The 23,863-nt window shown below is 63.9% G+C and carries 18 protein-coding genes and 1 riboswitch; of the genes, 11 read left to right on the forward strand and 7 right to left on the reverse strand.

Features of this window, described 5'->3' with window-relative positions; genetic code table 11:
• Positions 1 to 772 precede the first annotated feature (772 nt).
• The gene (locus AC1DUR_RS08345) at positions 773 to 2,803 is read left to right on the forward strand and encodes a transglutaminase TgpA family protein (protein ID WP_477718434.1); all 2,031 of its coding nucleotides are present in this window, start codon (positions 773 to 775) and stop codon (positions 2,801 to 2,803) included.
• 40 nt (positions 2,804 to 2,843) lie between these two features.
• The gene (mltB, locus tag AC1DUR_RS08350) at positions 2,844 to 3,932 is read left to right on the forward strand and encodes a lytic murein transglycosylase B (RefSeq protein WP_477718435.1); all 1,089 of its coding nucleotides are present in this window, start codon (positions 2,844 to 2,846) and stop codon (positions 3,930 to 3,932) included.
• 82 nt (positions 3,933 to 4,014) lie between these two features.
• Here mltB and AC1DUR_RS08355 read toward each other — a convergent pair whose 3' ends face one another.
• On the reverse strand, positions 4,015 to 4,494 hold the full coding sequence (locus AC1DUR_RS08355) for a cyclic nucleotide-binding domain-containing protein (protein ID WP_477718436.1): 480 nt from the start codon (positions 4,492 to 4,494) through the stop codon (positions 4,015 to 4,017).
• 269 nt (positions 4,495 to 4,763) lie between these two features.
• Positions 4,764 to 5,735: a Bug family tripartite tricarboxylate transporter substrate binding protein gene (locus AC1DUR_RS08360; protein ID WP_477718437.1), complete on the reverse strand. Its 972-nt coding sequence runs from the start codon at positions 5,733 to 5,735 to the stop codon at positions 4,764 to 4,766.
• A 272-nt stretch (positions 5,736 to 6,007) separates the two neighbouring features.
• Here AC1DUR_RS08360 and AC1DUR_RS08365 point away from each other — a divergent pair, with 272 nt between their 5' ends.
• Genes AC1DUR_RS08365 through AC1DUR_RS08375 form a run of 3 tightly spaced genes read left to right on the forward strand, consistent with a single transcriptional unit; the run spans position 6,008 to position 7,742 of the window.
• A complete protein-coding gene (locus AC1DUR_RS08365) occupies positions 6,008 to 6,586 on the forward strand; it encodes a cytochrome b (protein ID WP_477718438.1) in 579 nt (192 codons plus the stop codon).
• Positions 6,583 to 7,134: a YceI family protein gene (locus AC1DUR_RS08370; RefSeq protein WP_477718439.1), complete on the forward strand. Its 552-nt coding sequence runs from the start codon at positions 6,583 to 6,585 to the stop codon at positions 7,132 to 7,134. Before AC1DUR_RS08365 ends, AC1DUR_RS08370 begins: the two co-directional genes overlap by 4 nt.
• Positions 7,135 to 7,163: 29 nt before the next feature.
• Entirely contained in the window at positions 7,164 to 7,742 is a 579-nt protein-coding gene (locus tag AC1DUR_RS08375) for a YceI family protein (protein WP_477718440.1), read from the forward strand.
• Positions 7,743 to 7,798: 56 nt separating this feature from the next.
• Here the strand turns inward: AC1DUR_RS08375 and AC1DUR_RS08380 are convergent, their stop codons facing one another.
• The 5 genes from AC1DUR_RS08380 to AC1DUR_RS08400 all read right to left on the reverse strand — a co-directional run bounded on the left by AC1DUR_RS08380 (position 7,799) and on the right by AC1DUR_RS08400 (position 14,261).
• Positions 7,799 to 8,620: a transglutaminase family protein gene (locus AC1DUR_RS08380; protein ID WP_477718441.1), complete on the reverse strand. Its 822-nt coding sequence runs from the start codon at positions 8,618 to 8,620 to the stop codon at positions 7,799 to 7,801.
• A gap of 277 nt (positions 8,621 to 8,897) precedes the next feature.
• Positions 8,898 to 9,860, reverse strand: a complete 963-nt coding sequence (locus AC1DUR_RS08385) for an alpha-E domain-containing protein (protein ID WP_477718442.1) — start codon at positions 9,858 to 9,860, stop codon at positions 8,898 to 8,900.
• Between the two features lie 19 nt (positions 9,861 to 9,879).
• On the reverse strand, positions 9,880 to 10,041 hold the full coding sequence (locus tag AC1DUR_RS08390; RefSeq protein WP_477718443.1) for an alpha-E domain-containing protein: 162 nt from the start codon (positions 10,039 to 10,041) through the stop codon (positions 9,880 to 9,882).
• Positions 10,042 to 10,043: 2 nt separating this feature from the next.
• Positions 10,044 to 11,540, reverse strand: a complete 1,497-nt coding sequence (locus AC1DUR_RS08395; RefSeq protein WP_477718444.1) for a circularly permuted type 2 ATP-grasp protein — start codon at positions 11,538 to 11,540, stop codon at positions 10,044 to 10,046.
• A 162-nt stretch (positions 11,541 to 11,702) separates the two neighbouring features.
• Positions 11,703 to 14,261, reverse strand: a complete 2,559-nt coding sequence (locus tag AC1DUR_RS08400; protein ID WP_477718445.1) for a DNA internalization-related competence protein ComEC/Rec2 — start codon at positions 14,259 to 14,261, stop codon at positions 11,703 to 11,705.
• Positions 14,262 to 14,542: 281 nt separating this feature from the next.
• Between AC1DUR_RS08400 and AC1DUR_RS08405 the strand changes: the two genes are divergently transcribed.
• From AC1DUR_RS08405 to AC1DUR_RS08430, 6 genes are all read left to right on the forward strand, one after another.
• Complete coding sequence (locus AC1DUR_RS08405) at positions 14,543 to 18,187, forward strand: transglutaminase family protein (protein ID WP_477718446.1); 3,645 nt, start codon at positions 14,543 to 14,545, stop codon at positions 18,185 to 18,187.
• A gap of 145 nt (positions 18,188 to 18,332) precedes the next feature.
• A complete protein-coding gene (locus tag AC1DUR_RS08410; RefSeq protein ID WP_477718447.1) occupies positions 18,333 to 21,185 on the forward strand; it encodes a circularly permuted type 2 ATP-grasp protein in 2,853 nt (950 codons plus the stop codon).
• A 32-nt stretch (positions 21,186 to 21,217) separates the two neighbouring features.
• Positions 21,218 to 22,165, forward strand: coding sequence for a transglutaminase family protein (locus AC1DUR_RS08415; protein WP_477718448.1), 948 nt, complete (start codon positions 21,218 to 21,220; stop codon positions 22,163 to 22,165).
• A 162-nt stretch (positions 22,166 to 22,327) separates the two neighbouring features.
• Positions 22,328 to 22,795, forward strand: coding sequence for a RidA family protein (locus tag AC1DUR_RS08420; protein ID WP_305639814.1), 468 nt, complete (start codon positions 22,328 to 22,330; stop codon positions 22,793 to 22,795).
• Positions 22,796 to 22,831: 36 nt separating this feature from the next.
• Positions 22,832 to 23,035 (forward strand): LysR family transcriptional regulator, encoded by a 204-nt coding sequence (locus AC1DUR_RS08425; RefSeq protein WP_477718449.1) that lies wholly within the window; start codon positions 22,832 to 22,834, stop codon positions 23,033 to 23,035.
• Positions 23,036 to 23,116: 81 nt separating this feature from the next.
• Positions 23,117 to 23,273: riboswitch (FMN riboswitch) on the forward strand.
• Positions 23,274 to 23,353: 80 nt separating this feature from the next.
• Complete coding sequence (locus AC1DUR_RS08430) at positions 23,354 to 23,839, forward strand: 6,7-dimethyl-8-ribityllumazine synthase (protein WP_477718450.1); 486 nt, start codon at positions 23,354 to 23,356, stop codon at positions 23,837 to 23,839.
• The last annotated feature ends 24 nt before the right edge of the window (positions 23,840 to 23,863 follow it).

Raw genomic sequence — 23,863 nt, forward strand, 5'->3', positions numbered from 1 at the left:
CGCGTTCAGGGCAGATCCGCGTTCAGGGCAGATCCCCGGGCCGATGGTTGCTTCGATGCTTTCTTCTGCCATCATCACTTCATGCGCATCAACATGAACACCATCCTCGATTCCAACTAACCGGGCAAAGTGTTTCCTATGTCTCCGAACACCTGTTTCCCATGTCTCCTGTCCATACACTTCGCCAAAGAAACCTAAGGAAAAGAAAGGCGACCCGCAGTCTGGGTCCCTGCGCTTCGCTACGGGCAACCTGCGCTGCTCGACTCCGGCGGGGGTCCGCAGAACTCGCCTTCGGCTCAAACAACTGCGGCCCTGATCCCGCCTCCATCTGCGCTGCTCGGCCCAGCCACACGGGTGGGGAGCAGACAGCAATACCGAATACACAAAGAAAATACCAAGACCAACAAGGACACGCCATGGCGTGTCCTTGTGGCGTTCGGATTCCAGTATTTGGTATTGGGCTGTTTGCCATAAATCCCTTCTGTCTGCGCCGAGGAGCGCAGGGCCAGGCGGATCAGGGATCGCGATTGTCTGAGCGCAGCGAGTTGAGCGAGACCCCGCCTGGACCGAGCACCGCAGGTTGCCCCGTAGCGCAGCGCAGGGGACGCAGACAGCAGGGTCGCCTTTTCTTTGCTTACGTTCTTTTGGCGAAGCAAAAGAAAGTGAGTAGCCGCCGGGCTACCCCCGGCCAGCAACCCTCAGCAGAGAACCCAAAAACCCAGCGGCAAAGACCATACCTGATCAGCGGCTCGGGCAGCCAGCAGGAGCAGCAATGCTGACCCGCCTCAACACCCTCCCCCGCGAAGCCCGCGACACACTGTTCCTGCTGCTCGTCATCGCCTGGGTGCTGCTGCCGCAAGTGGGCAAGCTGCCACTGTGGTGCAGCGCGCTGACGGGCGCCGTGCTGCTCTGGCGCGGCTGGCTGGCGCTGCAGTCTAGGCCGCTGCCGGGTAAATGGTGGCTGATCAGCCTGCTGGCCCTGACCATTACCGCCACACTGATGACGCACCGTACCCTGCTGGGACGGGACGCAGGCGTCACCATGCTGGTCGTGTTGCTGACGCTAAAAACCCTGGAACTGCGGGCGCGGCGCGATGCGTTTGTGGTGTTCTTCCTCGGCTTTTTCTGCATGCTGAGCAACTTCTTTTACTCGCAATCGCTGCTCACCGCATCCAGCATGTTGCTGGGGCTGCTGGGCCTGCTGACGGTGCTCGTCAACGCCCATTTGCCGGTCGGCAAACCGCCGCTGCTGCTGGCCGCGCGGACCGCCGGTGGGATGGCACTGCTCGGCGCTCCCATCATGGTGGTGCTGTTTCTGCTGTTTCCGCGGCTGGCCCCCCTGTGGGGCGTGCCCAGCGATGCCATGGCTGGCCGCAGCGGCCTGAGCGCGAGCATGGAGGTGGGCAACATCGCCACCCTGGCGCTTGACGACAGCGTGGCCATGCGCATCCGGTTTGAAGGCCGCCCGCCGCCCCAGCAGGATTTGTATTTTCGCGGCCCCGTGATGTCCAGCTTTGATGGCCGCGAGTGGCGGCCGCCGCTGTTCAGCTTCTCCCCGCGCAACAGCCAGGGCAGGGCCGGCGCGAATCTGGCCGTGGCAGGTGCGCCTGTCAGCTACGAAGTCACGCTGGAGCCCACCAGCCGTCCATGGCTTTTTGTGATGGAAGCCGCAACGCAAAGCCCGGTGCTGCCGGGCTACCAAAGCGTGATGCAGGCCGACCTGCAATGGACAGTGAATCGCCCGATCACCGATCTTGTGCGCTACAAGGCGCAGAGCTACCCCACCTTCAGGCATGGGCCCACGCGGCCGGTCTTCGGGTTGCGGGAATTTGTGGCGTTGCCCCCCGGCTTCAATCCGCGCACCCTGGCGCTGGCCAGGGAGATACGCGGCGACCCGCGCAACCGGAACGCCAGCAATGCCCAACTGGTTCAGCGCGCGCTGGACCGTCTGCGCACCGGCTACACCTATACGCTGGAGCCCGGCGTGTATGGCCAGCACACGGCAGATGAATTCTGGTTTGACCGCAAGGAAGGTTTTTGTGAACACATCGCGTCGGCCTTTGTGATCCTGATGCGGGCGATGGACGTTCCCGCGCGCATCGTCACCGGCTACCAGGGCGGCGAGCTGAACGGGGTGGACGGCTTCTGGGTAGTGCGGCAAAGCGATGCGCATGCCTGGGCAGAAGTCTGGCAAGCGGACCGGGGCTGGGTGCGGGTCGACCCGACCTCGGCAGTCGCGCCGGGGCGCACCGGCGCTTTCCAGCGGCTCGCTGCGCCCCAGGGCGTGATGGCGCAGACATTGGGAAACATCAGCCCCACCCTGGCGGCGCAGCTGCGCGCCACCTGGGAAGCGGTGAACAACGGCTGGAACCAGTGGGTACTCAACTACACCCAGGGCAAGCAGCTCAACCTGCTCAGGGACATCGGCTTTGAATCCCCGAGCTGGGAGGACCTGAGCTACGTATTGCTGGGCATCATCGTGCTGGCGGCACTGCTGGGCGCCGCCTGGGCACTGTGGGAGCGAACCCAGCACGACCCGTGGCTTCGCCTGCTGGCCCGCGCACGCAGGCAGCTCGCCAAAGCCGGCATCGAGAGCACGCCGGCCACCTCGCCGCGCCAGTTGGCGCTGCAGGTGCTGGCACGGTACGGCGGTGGCAGCGGCAGCCGCGGGCAGGCGCTGCATGACTGGCTAATGCAGCTGGAGTTGCAACGCTATGCGGCGACCTCTTCCGGCCAGCACAGCCAGCTCCGGGACATCAGGCGGCTGCGGCAGCAATGGCGCGCGCTCGCATGGTCTGCTTAGAATTGAAGCTTCGCCCCTTCTTCTCCTCATGACACTTCCGATGCCTCTTTACAAGTTCAGTTTTGCGCTGGTTTTGATAGCTATCCTCGCCGGCACGGCAGGGCTTGCCGGCGCAAAACCTCTGAAGAAAACGGTGACCAGCAAAGCGGAGCCGGCGCAGGGCCCGCTCTATGCCACGCGCCCCGATGCCATGCAGTTTGCCGACGACCTGGCCAGCCGGCGCGACCTGGACGCGAACTGGGTGCGCGATGCCATCGGGAATTCGCGTTATATCCCCACCGTCTCGCGGTTGATGCAGCCGTCAGAGAAGCCATTCATCAAGAACTGGCGGGTCTACCGCAGTCGTTTCATCGATCCCATTCGCATTGAGGCCGGCGCGCGCTTCTGGCTGGCCAACCAGGCTGCACTCGAGCGCGCCGAAAAAGAGTACGGCGTGCCGGCCGACATCATCGTCGGCATCATTGGCGTAGAAACCATTTACGGCCGCAACACCGGCAGCTTCCGCGTGATGGACGCCCTGACCACACTGGCCTTCGACTTTCCGGCGAGCCACCCACGAGCCGCGGAGCGCAGCGCGTTTTTCAAGGACGAGATTGAGCAGTTTCTGACCCTGCAAAGCCGCCGCGGCGTCGATCCTTTCGAGGCAAAAGGCAGCTACGCCGGCGCCATGGGCATGCCGCAGTTCATGCCCTCCAGCTGGATCAAGTACGCGGTGGACTTCGACGGCGACGGCACCGTTGACCTGTGGAACAGCCCGGCCGACGTGATCGGCTCAGTCGCGAACTACTTCAAGGCCTTCAGCTGGCAGCCGGGCATGCCCACCCACTACCCGGTGAGCTTTGACACGAGCCGCCTGGACATGGACGCCCTGATGGCGCCCGACATCCTGCCAACCTTTAGCGTGGCCAGCTTTACCGCCAAGGGCGCGGTACTGGAAGGCGCTGCGCTGCAACACGCCGGCCCGCTGGCGCTGATCGAACTGCTCAACGGGCCGGACGCACCGAGCTACGTGGCGGGCACCGAGAATTTCTACGCCATCACGCGCTACAACTGGAGCAGCTACTACGCCATGGCGGTGATTGAGCTGGGGCGCGAAGTGGCAGCGCGGGTCAAGTCAGTCACGCCGTAACGGACTGCCGTTGGCCCTTGCAAGAAGGGCATCAAGAGCTAGCAAAAGTGGAGCGATGCGGCGAAGCGCGGTCCGTGCTTCACTAATCCTGGGGCGTTCCCGGTCTGCCCGCGGTGTCGCTCAGAAAACGGCTCATATCGCGCGACAGGCTCATGAAAAAAATGGCGAATTGCTGCGGGTCCCATACGTAAAGGTCGGCAAACACCTGACTCGAGACTTTCACCACGATGCAGTCACCGGCGGCATAGCCGCTGAAGCGGCGCGGGCGCAGCGCGATCATTGCCGGAAAGCCAACACTTTCTCCCGCATTCATGGTTCGGATGATGTCCTTGCCGGCATCGGTATCCTCATAAACGGTGATTTGACCTTTTAGCAACACGAAGAAGCTATCGGCGGTATCGCCCTTGCGGTAGAGGATCTCGTTGGCTGTCAACTTCAGCACTTCACCGTCGGCCAGCAGCTTCGCGACAAAACTCTGCGACAGCGCGCCGAATGCCGACATTTCCTCGAAGGCGTCGGCGGCCAGGTGCTCATGAAGCGTTGTGGGGTCGAGAATTTCCATGTTCGGTGTCCGGTTGGGGCGGTTCACATCATGGCGGCAAGCCTTGAGGAAAAGGTCTTTATCTTTATATTGCGACTATGAAGTCGAAGGTCAAGTCTCCCATTTTGCAAATCTACGCGCAAGTACAAGTCGGATTTGGCCCTGATATCTCTCGCACCCGTGCCGCGATTACCCGGGGTCAGGCATCGGCAGGCATCGGGATCACACATCCACATGGGCGAGGCCAGCTTCATCGACCTGCTGGCCGAGCGCATAGCGCGCAGGCAGCGCTATTCGGGTTTGATGTTCGCGCTCTTGACCAGCTTGCCCCAGCGATCGGCCTCCGACTTGATCAGGGTGGCGAACTGCTCGGGCGTGCCGCCACCGAGTTCATTGCCCTGACCCAGCATCTGTTCCTTGATGGTCGGGTCGGCCAGCGCCTTGTTGACGGTTTCATTGAGCAGCTTGATGAGGGCCGCGGGCGTGCCGGCCGGCGCCACCAGCCCCTGCCAGTTCTGCACCTCAAAGCCCGGCACACCGGACTCGGCCATGGTGGGCAGTTCAGAAAACAGCGGCGAACGCGTCTTGCTGGTGATGGCCAGCGCACGCAGCTTGCCGGCGCGGATCGAGGGCGCGGCCGAATACATCTGCTCGAACATCATGTCCACCTGGCCGCCCATCAGGTCGGTCGTGGCGGGCGCTCCGCCCTTGTAGGGAATGTGCGTGATGGACAGGCCGGCCAGCGACTTGAACATCTCGCCCGACAGGTGGTGCGACCCGCCCAGCCCGCCCGAGGCAAACGACAGCTTGCCGGGACTGGCCTTGGCGGCGGCGATGATGTCCTTGACGCTCTTGAACGGCGAGTTCGCGGGAACCATCAGCACCAGCGGGCCCTTTTCGATCAGGCAGACTGGCACCAGGTCCTTGGCCGGGTCGAAATTCATTTTCTTGAACATGGTCGGATTGACCGCCAGCGGCGCGAAATTGCCCATGCCGATGGTGTAGCCGTCCGGCTTGGCCCGGGCGATGGCTTCCGTGCCGATGTTGCCGCCCGCACCGGGCTTGTTGTCCACGATCACCGGCTGGCCCAGCGCGGTGGAGATGAACCTGCCGATCTGGCGCGAGCGCTGGTCGGCATTGCCGCCGGCAGCGTAGGGGCAGATCAGGGTGATGGGTTTGCCGGGGTATTTGTCCTGGGCCCAGGCCAGCGAGGGCAAAGCGATGGCTAGCGAAGTGGCTTGCAGGAGGTGGCGGCGGTTCATGTCGAGTCCTTGTGATCAGTGGTGCGCCCAACGATAAGGGGCGCAGCTGTCAATCAGCTGGCAAGGCATTGGTGGTTTCCCGGATACGGGTCGCTATTTGAGCCGTTGGTCCTGCACACGCCGGGCCTTGCCCAAGCTGCGTGCGCTCCACGAAAGCCACGCGGGCCAGGCGGAACCTGGCGGCGCCAATAGAGCGACCAGCGACCAGCGACCAGCGACCAGCGACCAGCGGGCGGCGGCGCGCTTGCGCTGGCTACGGCGATGGCATCACAATGACTGTGAAACACCTGCCACCGGAGAGCCGTTTGCAGCCCGCCTCCTACACCCGCACCGCAGTCGCCCTGCACGCAGCCATGGCCCTGCTCATGGTGGCGAGCTTTTCCGTCGGGCTGTACATGGTCGGCCTGCCGCTCAGTCCGCTCAAGCTGCAGCTCTATTCGTATCACAAGTGGATCGGCGTCACGGTGGCAGCGCTGCTGTTGCCCCGCATCGTCTGGCGCATCCGGCACGCGCCGCCGCCGCTGCCCGCTGCGATGCCGGCATGGGAGCTGAGCGCGGCGCATGCAAACCATCTGCTGCTGTATCTGCTGATGGCCTGCGTGCCGCTGTCGGGCTGGCTGATGAGTTCGGCCAAAGGCGTGACGACGGTCTACCTGGGCCTGTGGCCGCTGCCGGATATGGTGGCCCGCAACGAGGCGCTGGGGCTGTTTCTGCAAGCGCTGCACCGCATCCTCAATTACGCGCTGCTGGGTCTGGTAAGCCTGCATGTCGCAGCGGCGCTCAAGCACCATTTCATCGACCGGGACGGCTTGCTGGGCCGGATGTTCCGGTTCAAGGGGGCTCGTGAATGAAAATCTCCGCTGTGGCTGCGGCCCTGCTCCTGTCATGCGCCTGTGTCCAGGCCGCAGAATACCGGCGGCTGGACCTGGCGAGCAGCCATATCCGCTTTACCTCGCGGCAAATGGGCGTGCCGGTGGATGGGGCCTTTCGCAAATTCGACGCCAGCCTGGCCTTCGACCCCGAGGCGCCCGCCGCGGCCCGCGGACAGCTGCGCATCGACCTGTCCAGCGTCGACACCGGCCTGCGGGAGGTCAATGAAGAGGTGGTGAGCGCGCAGTGGTTCGATGCCAGCCGCCATCCCGAGGCGCGCTTCGAGATGCGCCAGATCCAGTCGCAGGGCGCCGGCCGGTTCCAGGTCAGCGGGGTCCTGAGCATCAAGGGCGTCAGCCAGCCCGTGGTGGTCAACGCGGTGCTCAAGGCCAGTGGCAAGCAGGCCGTCATGGAAGGCTCTTTTGTGATGAAACGCCTGGATTTCGGCATCGGCGGAGGCCCCTGGAGCGATGTTCGCGTGGTGGCCAACGAAGTGACCGTGCAGTTTCACCTGGTCCTTGAACCGTAGCGGCCACCCTCAGGACTCAGGAGTTACTCATGAAAAAAATGAAAAAACTTGCTGTAGCGCTGCTGGGCAGTCTGTTCCTGGCTTCGGCATTCGCCGTCGTCGATGTGTATGAGCGCGACCCGGATCACACCTTCGCCTGGTTCGAGTTCAACCACCTGGGCTACAGCACGCAGCGCGACCGTTTCGACAAAGTCGATGCGACCATCACCCTGGACCTTGACAACCAGGTGGGCAGCGTGGTGGTGAGCATCGACGTCCAGTCGATCAGCACCGGCTCGCTGCTGTTCGATCAGGTCCTGCGCAGCGACATGTTCTTTGATGCCGAGCGGTTTCCCGTCATCACCTTCAAGTCGAGCCGTCTGAGTTTCGGCAAGTTCGATGACGTCACCGCCGTCGAGGGCGATCTGACGGTCAAGGGCATCACCCGGCCTGTGACCCTGACGGTCACGCACTTCAAATGCATGATGCACCCGATGCTGCGCAAACCGGCCTGCGGGCTCAACGCCACCGGCAAGGTCAAGCGCAGTGAGTTCAATCTGGGCCGATTCGTGCCGCTGATCAGGGACGAAATCACGCTCCATGTGTCGCTGGAGGCGCTCAAGCGTTGACGGCCCCTTGTCTGCGATGTTCTGCGCCCTGATGGCGACGGCCAGCGCAGCGCCGTTCAAACGGGTTGGATCGTGATGTCCACCGTCATGGTTTCCTTGCCACCACCCTGCCGCACACCCTTGGCCGGCGGGCAGGCGTTGTAGTCGGTTCCCATGGCCAGCCGAACATGGCGCTCGTCAATCAGGCAGCTGTGGGTTACATCGATGCTGACCCAGCGCCGGCTGGCAACGTCCAGGCACACATCCACCCAGGCATGGCTGGCCAGGTCAGGCTCGTTGGCGGCGTAGAAATAACCGCTCACATAGCGCGCAGGAATGCCCAGGCTGCGGCAGATCGCCACCATCACGTGCGCCTGGTCCTGGCACACGCCCGCACCGGCCCTGAATGCTTCCAGCGCCGTGGTGGTCACGCTGGTGCTATTTTTTTGATAACTTACCGCCTCAGCAACACCCTGGCTCAAGGCCAACAGCATGCCCAACTCGGCCTTGCCGCGGGTGGCAGACGGCGTGATAAAACGGCGACCGAACTCAGCCAGCACCGGATCCGGCTGGGCCAGATGCGTGGCCCGCAAAAAGAAGTCCGGATGCGGCAGGCTCGCGGCATCGGTGAACTCGGCCACCCCCAGGGTTTCAACGTCACCGGCCGCATTGACCAGGCTCCAGCGCACGTTGTCAGACTCTTTGCCGACGAAGGTGTAGGAATGGATGGGGTTGCCGAAGGCGTCGAGCTGGGAAAAAAGCTTTTCAGGCGCGCCCAGACTCCAGAAATACACCGTTTGCGCCGGGCCGGACTGCGGCGTGAGCCAGAGCGTCTGCAACGCATAACGCAGGGGCTCGGTGTAGCGGTAGTCGGTCGTATGCCTCACGTGCAGCTTCATGGAATAAGAGCCCCCACGTTCGTTCGCTTCGCGTAACTCTCTGCCCCCCGAGGGGGCTGGCCTTGCTTGGGGCGGCCCGGCGCTGCGGCCATCGCCCCCACGTTCGCTCGCTTCGCGTAACTCTCGAGGCCTTGCAGGCCGCGGCTTGCGAGACGCTGCGCCTCTGTCGCCTGTCCAAACCGGCTCAAGCAGGTTTGGAGCCGCAGGCTCCAGCCCCTCGGGGGCTGGCCTTGCTTGGGGCGGCCCGGCGCTGCGGCCGCCGTAATCTCATGCTGTTTCAATTAGTCGCCGGAACGAGGAATTCGCGGCTGATGTGCGCGCCGATTTCGTTGACCCGGTCCAGGAACTGGGTCAGGAAAGCATGCAAGCCGGTCGCGAGGATTTCGTCAATGCGGGCGTACTGCAAATCGGCCCGCAGTTTGCCAGCGCGGCGCTGCGTTTCGCTGGACGTGTCGCTGGTCACCATGGCGAGATTGCTCATGAGCTCATTCAGGCAGGCCAGCAGGGAGCGCGGCATGTCGGCCCGCAAAATCAGCAGCTCGGCCACGCGCTCGGGCTTGATGACGTCGCGGTACACCTTGCGGTACACCTCAAAGCCGGACACACTGCGCAAAATCGCGCTCCAGTGGTAAAAATCGTACTCTTGGTCTTTCTCGCCGGTTGCGCCGAGAAAATCATTTTCCACGGCATGGAACTTCACATCCACCAGCCGGGCCGTGTTGTCGGCACGCTCCAGAAACGTCCCCAGACGCAGAAAATGAAACGCCTCGTCCTGGAGCATGGTGCCCGCGGTCACACCGCGCGAGAGGTGCGAACGGAACTTGACCCATTCAAAAAACTGGCCGGGGTCACGCTCAAAATCGCTGTTGCGCAGCATGCGGATGACTTCCAGGTAAGTCTGGTTTTGCGTCTCCCACACCTCGGTGGTCAGCGTGCCCCGCACGGCGCGGGCGTTTTCGCGGGCATTCTTCAGGCACGAGATGATGCTTGACGAGTTTTTTTCATCACGCACCATGAAGTCCATCACTTCGCGCGGATTGATGCCGTCGCCGTACCTGGCGGCATAGGCCGGCTTGAGTTCGCTGATGCTCAGCAGGCTCTGCCAGCCGCCTTGCGCCACAGCCGCGGACTGGGGCAACAGCGAGGTCTGGTAGTTCACGTCAAGCATGCGCGCGGTGTTTTCGGCGCGCTCTGTGTAGCGCGACATCCAGAAAAGGTGATCAGCAGTGCGAGATAACATTTTTTCTCCTCCCTAAACCTCAAACACCGAAAGCGCTGGCGCGCTTGGCGTGTTTTGGGGATGCCGTCACAAGCGCTTCGCGCAATTGATGAGTCATCCCCGCGAATGCCTGCGGCATGTCGCCGGCGCGCTCGGTGTAGCGCGACATCCAGAAAAGGTGATCTGCAGTTCTCGATAGCATGATCAGGTCCCTCCAATCTGTGACTGTGACTGTGATTGCGTCTGCATGGGCATGCCATGGCCTTCCTGCAATATCCAGGTGTCCTTCGTGCCGCCTCCCTGCGAGGAGTTCACCACCAGCGAGCCGTCTTTCAGCGCCACACGGGTGAGGCCGCCTGGCACCATCTGCACCTCCTTGCCGCTCAGCACAAAGGGCCGCAGGTCAATGTGTCGCGGCGCCACGCCGCTTTCCACATAAGTGGGACAGGTCGACAGGCTCAGCGTCGGCTGGGCAATATAGCCCGAGGGATTGGCCAGCAGCGCCTGGCGGAAGTCCTCGATTTCGGCCTGGGTGGCGGCCGGCCCCACCAGCATGCCGTAGCCTCCCGCGCCATGAACTTCCTTGACGACCAGGTCCTTGAGGTTGGCCAGGGTGTACTGCAGGTCTTCGGCATTGCGGCACATATAGGTCGGCACGTTCTTGAGGATGGGCTTTTCGCCCAGGTAGAACTCGATCATTTTCGGCACATACGGATAGATCGACTTGTCGTCTGCCACGCCGGTGCCGATGGCGTTGCACAGCGACACATTGCCGCTGCGGTAGACATTGAGCAGCCCCGCGCAGCCCAGCGTGGAGTTGGGGCGAAAAGCCAGCGGGTCCAGGAAATCGTCATCGACGCGGCGGTAGATCACGTCCACCCGCCGGGGTCCGCGCGTGGTGCGCATGTAGACAAAGTTGTCCCTGACAAACAGGTCCTGGCCTTCGACCAGTTCCACGCCCATTTGCTGCGCCAGAAAGGCGTGTTCAAAATAGGCCGAGTTGTACATGCCGGGCGTGAGCACCACGACCGTCGGCTCGGCCGTGGCGGGCGGAGCCATCGCCCGGAGCGTCTCCAGCAAGAGATCGGGGTAGTGGGCCACCGGCGCCACGCGGTTCTCGCTGAAGAGTTCGGGGAAAAGCCGCATCATCATCTTGCGGTCTTCCAGCATGTAGCTCACACCGCTGGGAACCCGCAGGTTGTCCTCGAGCACGTAGTACTCGCCTTCGCCTTGCGCATTGGGTGCGCGCACGATGTCGATGCCGCTGATGTGGGAGTAAATGTTGCCGGGCACATCGACACCCATCATCTCGGGGCGAAACTGGGCATTCTGGAAAATCTGCTCGGACGGAATCACGCCGGCCTTGATGATTTCCTGGCCGTGATAGACGTCGTGGATGAAGCGGTTCAGCGCCGTGACGCGCTGCACCAGCCCCTTTTCCATGCTGGCCCATTCGTGGGCCGGAATGATCCGGGGAATCAGGTCAAACGGAATCAACCGCTCGGTACCCGCGCCGTCCTCGTCCTTGGCGCCATACACGGCAAAGGTGATGCCGACGCGGCGAAAAATCATCTCGGCTTCGGCGCGGCGCGCCTCCATCACTTCGGGGGGCTGTTTGGCCAGCCAACGCTGGTAGCCCTGGTAATGATCACGGACGCTGGACTCCGTTGTGTTCATCTCGTCAAACATGGGTCGGCTCATTGGCTTGGTCTCCAGCAAGGTTTACGCATGGCGTAGTGATGACTAGCTTAGCAAGTTATGCGCCAGATTGGTGAATCAGGTGCCACATCGCACTTTTCTTTTTTCTCTTCTTTCCACTTCTTTCCTCTCCTTTTCTCCTCCTTTTTTCCTTCCTCTTTTTCTTTATGGCTCAGGCACATGATGCCAGTAGTGCCGGCCTTCTTGCCGCTGGCACGCGATGTCCGCCGGTTTCAGGCTCTGCCAGGTGGCGGCGCCGCACTGCGGCGACCTGAGCAACCTGATGCCGCGCTCGCTGTAGCGCGCCACCACCGACTCCACCGGATGGCCAAAGCGGTTGCGGTAACCCGCCTGCGCCACCGCAAGCCGGGGCTGGACAGCGTCGAGGAAGGGGGCGCTCGACGATGTCTTGCTGCCATGATGCGGTACCAGCAAAAAGTCGGCCTTCAGGCTGGCGGGGTTGAGCGGGCTGGCGCTGCCGGCCAGCCTGAACTCCTGGGCGGACTCGATATCGCCCGCCAGCAAGGCGGTCTGCGCGCCATTGGACACGCGCAACACGCAGCTCATGGCATTGGATTTGTTTGCCGCCTCGTAGTCGGCGGCCACCGGGTGCAGCACCTCGAAAGTCACCGCGTCCCAGACCCAGCGCTGGCCCGCCGTACAGCGGGCCGATTTGCGCAGCGCCTGCAACTCATGGCTGTCTTCAATGGAGCTGAGCAGGTTCGCCTGCGGCTGCATGGCCAGCACGGCCGGTGCACCGCCAATGTGGTCGATGTCGCGGTGGCTGAGCATCAGCATGTCCAGCCGCTCGCCGAGGGCCCGCAGCAGCGGAACCAGCACGCGGTGCCCGGCATCGCTCTCACGCGAAAAACGCGGGCCGGTGTCATACAGCAGGGAATGGGTGGCCGTGCGCACCAGCACCGCATTGCCCTGTCCGATGTCCGCCGCCAGCAATTCAAACTGTCCCGGTGCAACCCGCGCCGGTTGCCATAACAGGACTGGCAGCATCAGGGGAATGCCCAGCACGCGCCAGTGCCACGGCAGACGCAGTGCCAGCAAAATGCCCCCTAGTACGCCGAAGGCGGCGCACCATAGCGGCGCGGCAGCCACGCTGACGGATGCCAGCGACCAGCCGGCCAGCCATTGCAAAAACACCGTCAGCAGGCCCACCGCCCACGCCGCCGCATCCCACAGGGGTGCCCACAGCACGCCCAGCATGGCCAGCGGCGTCACGACCAGCGTCACCCAGGGAATAGCCACCGCGTTGGCCAGCAGGCCCACCAGTGACACCTGGTTGAACAGCAGCAGCGACAAGGGCGTGAGCGCCAGCGTGACCACCCATTGCTCCCGGGCGGCACGCAGCAGCCCGGCCGCCGGTTTTGCCAGCAGCCGCGGCACCCGCCCGCCCTGCGCCACCTTTCCGGAAAGAAACTGGCTGTCGCCCGTTGGATCACGGCTACCAGATGTGCCTGGGGTTGTAGCAAACAGCACGCCCACCGCCACAAACGACAGCCAGAAACCGGCCTGCATCAGCGCCCAGGGGTCCAGCGCCACCACTACGGCCATGGCCAGCAGCCAGGTTTGCAGCCAGGGCCACTGCCTGCCGCTTTGCCGCAGCAACACCACCGTCGCCAGCATCCAAATGGTTCGTTGTGCCGGCACGCCCCAGCCTGAAAACAGTGCGTACAGGGCCGCCAGAAAAAGGCCGCCCCAGGCCCCGGCGCTGATGGCCGGCAACGCCAGGCAGAGCCGGGGCGTCAGCCCGACGGAGCGCCGCCAGAGGCCGCTCAGGAGCAGGGAGGCAAGCCAGGCGAACATGGTGATATGCAGGCCCGAAATGCTCATCAAATGGGCAACACCCGTGGCGCGAAAGACATCCCAGTCAGCGCGCTCGATGGCATTTTGGTCACCCACCACCAGGGCGGCCACGACACCGGCCAGCTGCCGGTTGTCGATGCGCTGGAAAATCGCTTCACGCGCCGCCTGTCGGGCGCGCTCCACCGGATGCTCCCAACTACCGGAAAGCCGCAGAGGCGGCGCATCGTGCGGCCCGGCCCGCACATAGCCGGTGGCCTGAATGCCCTGCTCCCAGAGCCAGAGCTCGTAGTCGAACCCGTGCGGGTTGCTGTTGCCGTGCGGCGCCTTGAGCCGCACCGTCATTTGCCAGCGCTCGCCGGCGCGCAGGCCATGCAAGCCGGTGGGCGGCTGGCGCTGCAACTCCAGCGCAATTTCAGACGGATCAGCACTTTCGGCCGGGAGTGCCCTGGCCTCCCGTATCCCGAAGCCGGTATACCAGCCGAGCAAAATTTGCGGCGGGAGGGTGACGGTTTGCCCGTTCAGGCGGGCCGATTCAATACCCAGACGAAAGCGCAAGCCGTCTTCGGCGGGTTGCGGCATGGCCAGGACCACGCCTGTCACGGCAATATCACGTCCCTCCAGCGCGGGGTCGAGTGCCGTTGACTGAAACACGGTGGCCCGCCATCCCGTCAGGGTAAAGCCCAGCAAGGCAGCGAGCACCAGCGCAGCCAGGCCGGCGCCGCGCCAACCCCTCCTGTTCAGAGTCGAGGCGCGACCGGCCCTGCGCCACAAGCCGCCCATCACCAGCCCAGCGAACGCCGCCAGCGCCGCCGACGCGGCATACACGCCACCCGTCCACAAACCGGGCTGCTGCAATTGCAGGGCAACCCCGATGATGAACCCGCCAAAAACAAGGCCAGGCCCCATGGAAGCTGCCCATGGCCCGGCCAAAATGCGGTCGCCCACAGCCGCCCTCCCCACTTGTTACTTGTTATTGCTCGATTTATTCGATGCAATGGCTGCGTGCTCAACGGCCGGGCGAGGCAAAAAGCCGACAAAGCCTGTTTGGCGCAGCTCTTGCTTGCAGAAATGTAGCCGAAGCGGAGTAAGCTGTCCCGAGGGGTCGCCCGATGTGGCGACCCGCTCATTTTGTGTTTTGATTGGCGCTGTTGCGCACCGATGCCCTAATTTAAAAAAGCGAGGCTGCCTTGTCGATCCACGTTGCACTGAGCCACATCACCCATTACAAATACGACCGCCCGGTGAAACTGGGCCCCCAGGTCGTGCGCCTGCGGCCTGCGCCGCACAGCCGGCCCCGCGTACTGTCCTACTCCCTCAACATCGAGCCGGCCAAACATTTCATCAACTGGCAACAGGACCCGTTTGCCAATTACCAGGCCCGGCTGGTGTTTCCGGATCCCACCCGTGAATTCAAGGTCACGGTGGACCTGGTCGTCGAGATGGCGGTGTTCAACCCCTTTGATTTCTTTCTGGAGCCCAGCGCCGAGGAATTTCCTTTTAACTACAGCGCCAGCCAGAAGCAGGAACTGGCGCCCTACCTGGCGACCCAGACCGCCACGCCGCTGTTCAAGCGCTATCTTGAGCAGACCGACCTGAGTCCCAAGCGGACCATCGACTTCCTGGTCGGCCTCAACCAGCGCCTGCAGTCCGACATCCAGTACTCCATCCGCATGGAGCCCGGCGTGCAAACGCCTGAAGAAACCCTGCAGCTGGCCTGCGGCTCCTGCCGCGACACCGGCTGGTTGCTGGTGCAGCTGCTGCGGCACATGGGTCTGGCCGCGCGCTTTGTGTCGGGCTACCTGATCCAGCTCAAGGCCGACGTCAAGGCGATTGACGGTCCCAGCGGCGCGGAGACCGACTTCACCGATCTGCACGCCTGGTGCGAAGTATTCCTGCCCGGTGCCGGCTGGGTGGGGCTGGACCCAACGTCGGGCCTGATGGCGGGCGAAGGCCACATCCCGCTGGCCTGCACGCCAGAACCGTCCAGTGCCGCCCCCGTGGAAGGCGGCGTGGACAAATGCGAGGTGGAGTTTGAGCATCACATGGCGGTGCAGCGGATTTACGAATCACCGCGCGTCACCCAGCCCTACACCGAAGCGCAATGGGCCGACGTGCTGGCGCTGGGCGAGGCGGTGGACAAAGACCTGGTGGCCGGCGACGTGCGGCTCACGATGGGCGGCGAGCCCACCTTTGTGGCCACCACGGACCGCGATGCTGCGGAATGGAACATCGACGCCCTGGGCCCCACCAAGCGCGGCTATGCCACCGAGCTGGTGCAAAAGCTGCGTGCCGAATATGGCGAGGGCGGTTTTCTGCATTTCGGGCAGGGCAAGTGGTATCCCGGCGAGCAATTGCCACGCTGGGCGCTGAGTATTTTCTGGCGCAGGGACGGTCAGCCGATCTGGCAAAACCCGGCCCTGTTTGCCGATGAACGCAAACCCTGCCAATACACGAGCGCAGATGCGCAGCGTTTCATCAAGACCCTGGCGGGCAAGCTGGGCCTGGCCACGAACTACATCACGCCGGGCTATGAAGACACCTGGTACTACCTGTGGCGCGAGCGGCGCCTGCCGGTCAACGTCGACCCCTTTGACTCCCGCCTGGATGACGCCATGGAACGGGAGCGTTTGCGTCGCGTCTTCATGCAGGGGCTGGACTCCGTGGTGGGTTATGTGCTGCCGCTGAAGGCGAAGGAGGCTGCCTCGCCAGCCCTGGCCGGGCCCAAATGGTCCACCGGTCCATGGTTCTTCCGCGATGAGCGCATGTACCTGATGCCGGGCGACTCACCCATGGGTTACCGCCTGCCGCTTGATTCGGTGCCCTGGGTTTCCAAAACCGACTACCCCTACATGATCGAGGCCGACCCGTTTGCGCCGCGCCAGGACTTACCATCGACATCGGTGCTGGCCGCACGCTACAACGCAGCGGCAGCGGTGGCGCGGGGCGCTCCGCAGCCGGCGCCTGCGGCTGTCTCGCAGGCCTCGCCCCCTCCTGCTGGCAGCAGTGCAAGCGCACTGGCGCAGTACATGGCGCGCTACATGACGGGCAATGCGGCACTGACGCAGGCCAGTCGCATCCTGCAGTTTCGCCCCACCGGCGACAGCAGCATGGGTGGTGGCACCGGCGGCACCAGCACGGCCGCTCCGTCAAGCCACGTGCCACCTCCTGCCAACGAGCAGCGTGCGCCCAAAGCCTTCGAGTCTGCCGGCTGGCTGACGCGCACCGCGCTGTGCGTCGAGGTCCGCGACCCCGCTCGGGCCAATGGCCCGAAGGACCCGAAAGATCCGGATAAGGCAAAAGACAAACCCAGGGCCGACCCTGACAGCAAGGCCAACAAAAGCAAGAGCGGCGAAACCGGTGCCCTCTACGTGTTCATGCCCCCCATGGAGCGGCTGGAGGACTACCTGGACCTGCTCGCAGCCGTGGAAGCGACCGCGCAAACGCTGGGCGTCAGCATCGTGCTGGAGGGCTACCCGCCGCCGCGCGACCCACGCCTGAAAATGCTGCAGGTCACACCCGACCCGGGCGTGATCGAAGTCAACATCCACCCCGCCTACCACTGGGGCGAGCTGGTGGAGCACACCGAATTCCTCTACAAGATTGCCCATGAAACCCGGCTGTCGGCCGAAAAATTCATGACCGATGGCCGGCACACCGGCACCGGCGGCGGCAACCACTTTGTGCTGGGTGGCGCCACCCCCGCTGACAGCCCCTTCCTGCGCAAACCGGAAGTGCTGGGCAGCCTGATCGCCTACTGGCACAACCACCCCTCGTTGAGCTACCTGTTTTCGGGCATGTTCATCGGCCCCACCAGCCAGGCACCGCGCGTGGATGAGGCACGCAACGACCAGTTGTACGAGCTTGAAATCGCCCTGCGTGAAATCCGCAACAACCGACAGAAATACGGCGCCAACATGCCGCCCTGGCTGGTCGACCGGACGCTGCGCAATATCCTGGTGGATGTGACGGGCAACACGCACCGCAGCGAGTTCTGTATCGACAAGATGTACTCGCCGGATTCCTCGACCGGACGGCTGGGCCTGCTGGAACTGCGCGCCTTTGAAATGCCGCCCCATGCCCGCATGAGCATCGCCCAGCAGTTGCTGCTGCGCGCCCTCGTGGCACGCTTCTGGAAAACCCCCTACCACGGCCGCGTCACGCGCTGGGGCACCGAACTGCACGACCGCTTCCTGCTGCCCAGTTTTATCCGCATGGATTTTGCCGACGTGCTGACCGAGCTGGTGGAGGCCGGCTACCCCTTTGACATGGCCTGGTTCGAACCACATTTCGAATTCCGCTTCCCGCTGATTGGCCAGGTGGCGGCAAACAGCATCGAGCTGACGCTGCGCAGTGCGCTGGAGCCCTGGCATGTGATGGGCGAGGAAGGTTCGGCGGGCGGCACCGTGCGCTATGTCGACTCCTCGCTCGAACGCGTGGAAGTCCATGTGACGGGCCTGAACGATAACCGCCACGTCATCACCGTCAACGGCCGTGCCCTGCCGCTCCAGAGCACCGGGCGGGTCGGCGAATACGTGGCCGGTGTGCGCTACAAGGCCTGGAATCCACCGTCGGCCCTGCACCCGTCGATCGGCGTGCATGCGCCGCTGACTTTCGACATCGTCGACACCTGGATGGAGCGCTCGCTGGGGGGTTGCCAGTACCATGTCGCCCATCCCGGCGGGCTCAGCTACGACACGCTGCCAGTCAACTCCTATGAGGCCGAAAGCCGCCGCCTGACCCGGTTTTTCCGCATGGGCCATACCCCTGGCAAGATGCAGGTCAGGCCAGTTCAGCCGAGCCGGGAATTTCCCTTCACGATGGATCTGCGTTAGGCAATTTTCCGGGGTTGAGCGCCGGGAGATCGCTGTCTTATGAGTGCAACAATTGCACGATTCGGCTCAAAAATCAGCGGTTTAACGGCGGCTTGCTGCCGCTTTGAGCCCTTGGGGGGATGGGCCGAAGGCATACTTGGGGAACGTGGAAAATAACACTCCGTCACTTTTTGCCGCCCAGGCGCTCGAAGAGCCCCGTACGCTGGCTGCTGCGCTGGCGCCCGCGGCTGCGCCCGGCCACTTTGACGAGTTGCGCGGGAGCGTCTCGCGCGGCCCGGCGGCTGCGGAGCCGCCTTTGGCGAGCGTCCCGCCTTTGCAGCTTGCTGCCGGCTCCCGGGGCGGCCGAGACACTGCGCCAGAGACCCACGCGACCAACGAGACCAGCCCGGCAGCGGCCCGCCCGGGTTCGAGTTCGAGTGAGGGGCCCTTGTCAGCCGAATGGGCAAACTTCTTCGACTTCCTGGGCACTGACGGTTTCTACGACCTGAACCACCGCACCGCCAATCTGCGGCGCCAGATCCGCGACAACGGCGTGACCTACAACGTTTACGCCGATGCCAACGGGCCGCAGCGGCCCTGGTCGCTGGACCTTTTTCCGATGATGGTGTCGGCTGCGGACTGGGCCGTGATTGAAGCTGGCATCCAGCAACGCGCCCGATTGCTGGACCGCGTGATGGCCGACATCTACGGCCCGCAGGAACTGCTTTCAAAGGGCTTGCTGCCCAGCGCGCTGGTGCACGGCAACCCCGGCTACCTGCGCGGCATGCAGGGCGTCAAGCCCGCTGGTGGTACCCACCTGCACATCGCGGCCTTCGACATCGGCCACGGCCCGGATGGGCGTTGGTCGGTAGTGTCCCAACGCACGCAGGCGCCCTCGGGCCTGGGCTACCTGCTGGAAAACCGGCTGACCATCTCCCTGCTGTTTCCGGAAGCCTTTCGGGAGATGAAGGTGCAGCGGCTGGCCGCCTCGTACAAGGCACTGGTGGACGGGCTCAAGGCGATGAGCCCCGCCAATGAGGGCAACGAGGAAAGCCGGGTGGTTCTGCTGACGCCGGGCCCCTACAACGAAACCTATTTTGAGCACGCCTACCTGGCCCGCTTTCTGGGGCTGACGCTGGTGGAGGGCAACGACCTGCTGGTACGCGATGACAAGCTGTACCTCAAAACCCTGCGCGGCCTGGAGCCTGTGCATGGCCTGCTCAAGCGGCTCGATGACGAATTCCTGGATCCGCTGGAGCTGCGTTCCGACTCCACCCTGGGCGTGCCCGGCTTGCTGCAGGTCATTCGTGCAGGCAACGTGCTGGTGGTCAACACCCCGGGCTCGGCCTTTCTGGAGTCCAGCGCCCTGCTCGGTTTCCTGCCCGCACTCTCGCAGCACCTGCTCGGTGAAACACTGGCCCTGCCTTCGCTGGCCACCTGGTGGTGTGGCGAGCAGGCCGTCATGCGGGACGTGCTGAGCCAGCTCAAGGATTGCGTGATCAAGCCCACCCATGCCGGCTCTGGCATGGCATCCGTCATCGGGCACACCCTGTCTCGCCGCGAACTCGACGAATGGGCCGGCCGCATTGTCCGGCGCGGCGAGGATTACACCGTGCAGGCCTACCTGCCGCTGTCGCAAACACCCACCTGGCAGGGTGAACGCGTGGCGCCACGTTCGGCGATGCTGCGCGTGTTTGCGGTCGCCGACGGCGCGGGCTCCTGGCAGGTACTGCCCGGTGGACTGGCGCGGCTCGCCGGCAAAAACGAAAACATGGCTTCGATGCAGCACGGTGGCAGCAGCGCCGATGTGTGGGTGCTGGGCGAGCCCTCCGGCGCAGCCACCACCACCACCTCCCCCCCCCCTGCCGACAGCACGGCGGGGCAGCGCGCAGAGCACCCCGCACCCGCCTGGGCCACAGCCCCGCTGCGCCACCGCCCGCCCGTGACCAGCCGGGCGGCCGAGAACCTGTTCTGGCTGGGCCGTTATACCGAGCGCGCCGAGAACTCCACGCGGCTGGCCCAGCTAACCCTGCAGTGCCTGGGCGGCGAAGACCAGACCTCGCAGCCACTGCTGGACTGGCTGACCCGCATGGCGGTGACCAATGCCCTGGTGCTCGATACCGTGCCGCCCGCGACGCAGGCGCGGCGCGTCTTTGAACGCGCCCTGATTGCCGGCCTGGCCGACACCGGGCAAGTCGCCAGCGTGGGCTACAACCTGCGAGCCCTCAAGAGTGCAGCATCGGCCGTGCGCGAGCGCCTGTCGCAGGAACAGTGGCACGTCATCGTGCGCACAGAAGCGGACTTCTTCCATCACTGCAAGGCATTCAGCGGCGCCAGTTCGCAGAGCCAGCAGCAAGGCCATGGGCATGCGGGCCACCACGCGCTGGAGTATTCATCGGTCGAAGCGCTCAGGGCCCTTGAATCCCTCAGCGGTTTCCTGGCGGCCATGACGGGCGCGCAGACCGACCGCATGACACGCGACGACGGTTGGCGGCTGCTCAGCATAGGCCGGATGCTGGAGCGGCTCTACACGCTGGCCGCTGCGCTGGTGCACGGCTTTGAAACCCGGGCCGTTTTCGAGGAAGGCGGCTTTGGCGCCATCGTCTCCCTGTTTGACAGCACCATCAGCTTTCATGCGCAATACCAGCAGCGACGCGACATTCCCGCCCTGCTCGACCTGCTGGTGCTGGACCGCGACAATCCGCGCTCGCTGGGCTGGGTAGTGCAAGCCCTGTGCGGGCGCCTGGACAAATTGGCCAGCAGCACACCGGTTGAGTTGCCCGATCTGGCGGTGGACTTGCCCGACCCGGGCAGCTGGGTGCTGGCCGAGCTGTGTGGCAGCGTCAGCGCTGACGGTGCAAATGGTGCGCCCCTTCAAACCGGCGGTGAAGTCCCGGGTTGCGAGCCACTGATCGGCTTGCTGGAACAGTGCTGCACACAAGCGCTCGAACTCTCGGACACCATCAGCCGGCGCTACTTCAGCCATGCGGCATCGGGCAGCCAGAGTCTGGGCGCGTAGGCCCATCCCTACCCAGAACAAGCCCTGACCCCGTGCTGCTCCACGTCATCCATGAAACCAGCTACCGCTATACGCCGGCGGTTGAAAACGCACACCACGTCGTGCACCTCAAGCCGGCCAGCCGCGGCGGGCAGACGCTGCTGCACTATGCATTGCGCATCGATCCGGCCCCCGCGCAACTGCGCGAGACAGTCGATGTCTATGGCAATACCCGCAGTTATTTTTCGTTGCAGGCTGCACACGACCGGCTGACGGTCGTCGCCGACAGCGTCGTCTCCACCTCCTCCGCCAATCCGCTGCAGGCTGACCTGCCCTCGGCGCCCGGTGCGCGGGCGGCTATGCCCTGGGAGCAGGTTCGCGACCAGTTCCGCTACCGGGCCGGCGCCGCCTACGACAGCGCCTCGGAATTCCTGTTTGCCTCGCCTTATGTCCCGCTGGACGAGGCGTTTGCCGAATTTGCCCGGCCGAGTTTCATACCGGGCAGGCCCCTGCCGGAGGCCACGCACGACCTCATGACACGCATTCACACCACCATGACCTATGAGAGCGAAAGCACCGAGGTCAACACACCCGCTCTGGACGCACTCGAGCAGCGCAAAGGGGTTTGCCAGGATTTTGCACACATCATGGTGGCCTGCTGCCGCGCCATTGGTTTGCCGGCGCGTTATGTCAGCGGCTACCTGCTCACCACCCCGCCCCCCGGCCAGCCGCGCCTGATCGGCAGTGACGCCTCGCATGCCTGGGCCTCGGTCTACTGCCCCGGCGTGGGCCAGTGGCTGGACTTTGATCCCACCAACAACCGGGCGCCGGGTGAGGACTACGTGACGCTGGCCACGGGCCGCGATTTTCTGGACGTATCGCCCATGCGCGGCGTGATCCGCGGTGGCGAGCAGCACATCCTGGATGTTGCGGTGACGGTGAAACCCCTTGAGCCCGCTGAATTGACCGCTTTTGGCGGCGCCCTCCATCAGGCGGATTGACAGTGGATTAGCCGGCTTCATCGGCATCCTGCGCTAAGATAAAAAATCAGCGACAGACTGTATTGCTATCTTATTAGTAGCTGTAGTAGCCGGGAACGCCCGCCCTTTTGGTACCCCCGGCACATTTCATCCCCGACAGACTTCACCCTCCAGGAGAACACCATGAGTACCAGCCCGCAAAACGTCTACGACAAGCTCAAAGCCCTGAACATCACGCTGCCCGCCGTGGCAGCCCCGGTGGCCGCCTACCTGCCTTTCGTGCAGACCGGCAACCTGGTGTTCCTGAGCGGCCACATCGCCAAGAAAGACGGCAAGGTCCTCGCCGGCCAGTTGGGCAAGAACATGACGACCGAAGAAGGCAAGGCCGCGGCGCGTTCAGTCGCCATCGACCTGATGGGCACGCTCGAAGCCGCCGTCGGCCTGGGCAAGGTCAAACGCATCGTCAAGCTCATGAGCCTGGTCAACTCAACCGGCGACTTCACCGAGCAGCATCTGGTAACCAACGGCGCCAGCGAACTCTTCGGTGAAATCTTCGGCGAAGCCGGCAAGCACGCGCGCAGCGCGTTTGGCGTGGCGCAGAACCCCATGGGTGCTTGTGTCGAGATCGACCTGATTGCCGAGGTGGGCTGACAGCACCGCCGCTACGACAAACCGCCGGCAGCCAGCATGACATCGTTTCAGGGCAAGCTGAAAATCCGGCATCTGGAAGTTGTGCTTGCCGTCGCGGATTGCGGCAACCTCTCGCGTGCCGCCACGCAGCTGGGCCTGACGCAGTCAGGTCTTTCGCGGGCGAGCACGGACGCCTTCCCGGCATGGCTGCCCGCTAGCTTTTTTTTAGCGACCAGGTTTACCGCGGACATTTGCCCCTGACGCTGACGGGGAGGCAATCGCGCGACACCGCCCCTTACTTCACTAGATTTAGAATCACACTCGCCCCGGCATCCTCCGGGGCAGCGTTCTCAGGGCGGGGTGAAAGTCCCCACCGGCGGTGATTGCAGCGATGCATCAACCCGCGAGCGCCCGGCCTGCACCTGTGCAGGTTCGGGGTCAGCAGATCCGGTGCGATTCCGGGGTCGACGGTCATAGTCCGGATAAAAAGAGAGCGCGATGCCATGCATGCCTGCAGCCTTGTGCGCGGGCGTATGCAGGCTCGTGCGCCCTGGCTGTTTTGGATTGTCAGAGGCCTTCATGAGTCAAAAAAATCTTCCCCCGCCGGAGACGGCACGTTTTGCGTTTATCCAGTCGTCCTGGCACGAGGACATCGTGGACCAGGGCCGCCTCGGTTTCACGGCAGAGATGGCGAGGCACGGCATAGGCGCGGACGACATCGACTTCTTCGCGGTGCCGGGCGCATTCGAGATTCCGCTGCACGCCAAAAAGCTGGCGAAATCGGGACGCTATGCCGCCATCATCACCTGTGGGCTGGTGGTGGACGGCGGCATCTACCGCCATGAGTTCGTCGCCGACGCGGTGATCAACGCGCTAATGGGCATCCAGCTGGAAACCGGCGTGCCGGTGTTTTCGGCGGTGCTGACGCCGCAGAATTTTCATGAGCATGAAGAACACCGCAAGTTCTTCACCGCGCATTTTCTGACCAAAGGCAAGGAAGTGGCGCAGGCCTGCCTGGAGACAGTGGCAGGGCTGAAAAGGCTTGAGTCACTGCTCGCGGCCTGACACCGGCCCCCCGGATCCGCCGCC

It is taken from the genome of Polaromonas sp. P4_F4 (assembly GCF_056401355.1).

Excerpts from the sequence above, each read along its gene's own strand:
- AC1DUR_RS08380 (WP_477718441.1), bottom strand. The coding sequence starts at position 8,620 with ATGAAGCTGCACGTGAGGCATACGACCGACTACCGCTACACCGAGCCC.
- AC1DUR_RS08355 (WP_477718436.1), bottom strand. The coding sequence starts at position 4,494 with ATGGAAATTCTCGACCCCACAACGCTTCATGAGCACCTGGCCGCCGAC.
- AC1DUR_RS08400 (WP_477718445.1), bottom strand. The coding sequence starts at position 14,261 with ATGGGGCCTGGCCTTGTTTTTGGCGGGTTCATCATCGGGGTTGCCCTG.
- AC1DUR_RS08420 (WP_305639814.1), top strand. The coding sequence starts at position 22,328 with ATGAGTACCAGCCCGCAAAACGTCTACGACAAGCTCAAAGCCCTGAAC.
- AC1DUR_RS08425 (WP_477718449.1), top strand. The coding sequence starts at position 22,832 with ATGACATCGTTTCAGGGCAAGCTGAAAATCCGGCATCTGGAAGTTGTG.
- AC1DUR_RS08375 (WP_477718440.1), top strand. The coding sequence starts at position 7,164 with ATGAAAAAAATGAAAAAACTTGCTGTAGCGCTGCTGGGCAGTCTGTTC.
- AC1DUR_RS08345 (WP_477718434.1), top strand. The coding sequence starts at position 773 with ATGCTGACCCGCCTCAACACCCTCCCCCGCGAAGCCCGCGACACACTG.
- AC1DUR_RS08360 (WP_477718437.1), bottom strand. The coding sequence starts at position 5,735 with ATGAACCGCCGCCACCTCCTGCAAGCCACTTCGCTAGCCATCGCTTTG.
- AC1DUR_RS08430 (WP_477718450.1), top strand. The coding sequence starts at position 23,354 with ATGAGTCAAAAAAATCTTCCCCCGCCGGAGACGGCACGTTTTGCGTTT.
- mltB (WP_477718435.1), top strand. The coding sequence starts at position 2,844 with ATGCCTCTTTACAAGTTCAGTTTTGCGCTGGTTTTGATAGCTATCCTC.
- AC1DUR_RS08365 (WP_477718438.1), top strand. The coding sequence starts at position 6,008 with ATGACTGTGAAACACCTGCCACCGGAGAGCCGTTTGCAGCCCGCCTCC.
- AC1DUR_RS08385 (WP_477718442.1), bottom strand. The coding sequence starts at position 9,860 with ATGTTATCTCGCACTGCTGATCACCTTTTCTGGATGTCGCGCTACACA.
- AC1DUR_RS08390 (WP_477718443.1), bottom strand. The coding sequence starts at position 10,041 with ATGCTATCGAGAACTGCAGATCACCTTTTCTGGATGTCGCGCTACACC.
- AC1DUR_RS08370 (WP_477718439.1), top strand. The coding sequence starts at position 6,583 with ATGAAAATCTCCGCTGTGGCTGCGGCCCTGCTCCTGTCATGCGCCTGT.
- AC1DUR_RS08395 (WP_477718444.1), bottom strand. The coding sequence starts at position 11,540 with ATGAGCCGACCCATGTTTGACGAGATGAACACAACGGAGTCCAGCGTC.